Genomic DNA, 1,497 nt, shown 5'->3' on the forward strand with positions numbered 1-1,497 from the left:
GCCGCTCCGGTACGACGTCCGCCAGCGGTGCGCGGGTCGCCTCGGCCACCACCGCGGCCAGCCGGCCGCGCAGGACCTCCGCGACGGCGCCACCCGCCACCGCGGCCGCTGCGGGGGCGGCCGGCCGGGCGGGTGCCTCGGCCGACAGCAGCGGGAAGGCGGAGAGCAGGGTGTCGCGTTCGCCGCACAGCACCACCGGGGTGACGGGCCCTGCGGCGAGCAGCGTCTCCAGGACGGTGAGACCGTCGGCGGTCGGCAGGGCCCGCATGCCGAGCGTGCCGAGGACCTCCTCGGCCGGGCCGTCGGGCCGCATCCCGCCGTCCGCCCAGAACGGCCAGGCGACCGCGAGCGACCTGCCGGGGCCGCCGCGCCCGGCGCGGGCGCGCACCAGCTCGTCGGCGGCGGCGTTGGCGAAGGCGTAGTCCGCCTGGCCGGGGCTGCCCAGGGCGCCCGAGACCGAGGAGAACACCACGAAGCAGTCCAGCGGCCAGTCCGCGGTCGCGGCGTCCAGCTCCGCCGCGCCGGCCAGCTTGGCGTCGATCACCGCCCGGGCGTCGACCGTGGTCTTGCGCAGGACGTAGCCGTCGCGCAGCACCCCGGCGCAGTGCAGGACGCCGTCGACGGCCGGGCCGGCGGCCGCGATGGCCCGGGCGGCGGTCCGCAGGGCGGCCGGGTCGTCGCCCGTGATCTGCCGGTACTCGACCGAGCCGCCGGCCTGCGCGGCGCGGTCCGCCAGCACGCGCAGTTCCTCGCCGCGGGCACCGTCGGCGGCGGAGCGGCCGGTGAGCACGAGGTGGGCGGCGTACCGGTCGAGCAGGTGCCCGGCGAGGAGGCCGGCCAGCCGTCCCATGCCGTGGATCCAGTAGCGGCCGCCGCGGCGGAAGGCCGGGCCGGCGCCGGCCGCCGGGGTGAACGGAGCCAGTGCCGTGGTCGACAGGGTGCCGTCGGCCGCCACGGTGAGCTGCCGGGCGGCGGGCACCCGGTCCGCCAGGGCGGCGAGCGCGGTGCGCAGTCCGGCGCCGGAGGCGGCGTCGGCGAGGGCCACGGCGGTCAGCTCGAAGCGCGGGTTCTCCCCCGTCAGGGAGCGGCCGAGCGCGGCCAGGCCGCTGCCGGCGGTCCGTCCTGACGGGGAGTCGGCCGGGTACGGGACGACGAGGTGGGCGCCGCGCCGGGCGAGCGGGCGCAGCAGGGCGCGGAGCAGGGCGAGGACCCGCAGTCCGGTGTCGGCGGCGGCCGCGCCGGGGGCCGGGTGCTGGTGCGGGCGGCCGGTGGCGACGGCCCAGACGATGGTGGGCCGGGTGCCCTCGGGGAGCCGGGCGGCCAGGTCCGCGCCGAGGGCGGCCGCGGCCTCGGGGTCCGCCGGGTCGGCGAGCACGAGGTCGGCGCCGGTCAGGTCGGCACCGTTCAGGGCGGTGCCGTCCAGGGCGGTGCCGCCGATCACGACGAGCGGGCCGGCGGCCGCGCCGGGGCCAGGGGCGACCGGCTCCTCGACGGGGG

The 1,497-nt window shown here is 80.6% G+C and carries 1 protein-coding gene; it reads right to left on the minus strand.

Annotation, left to right across the window (positions count from 1 at the left end):
• On the minus strand, window positions 1–1,497 hold a 1,497-nt coding region (locus AA75_RS20850), incomplete at both ends, for a KR domain-containing protein (RefSeq protein WP_033821667.1).

Source organism: Kitasatospora sp. MBT63 (assembly GCF_000710465.2).
Classification (GTDB): domain Bacteria; phylum Actinomycetota; class Actinomycetes; order Streptomycetales; family Streptomycetaceae; genus Kitasatospora.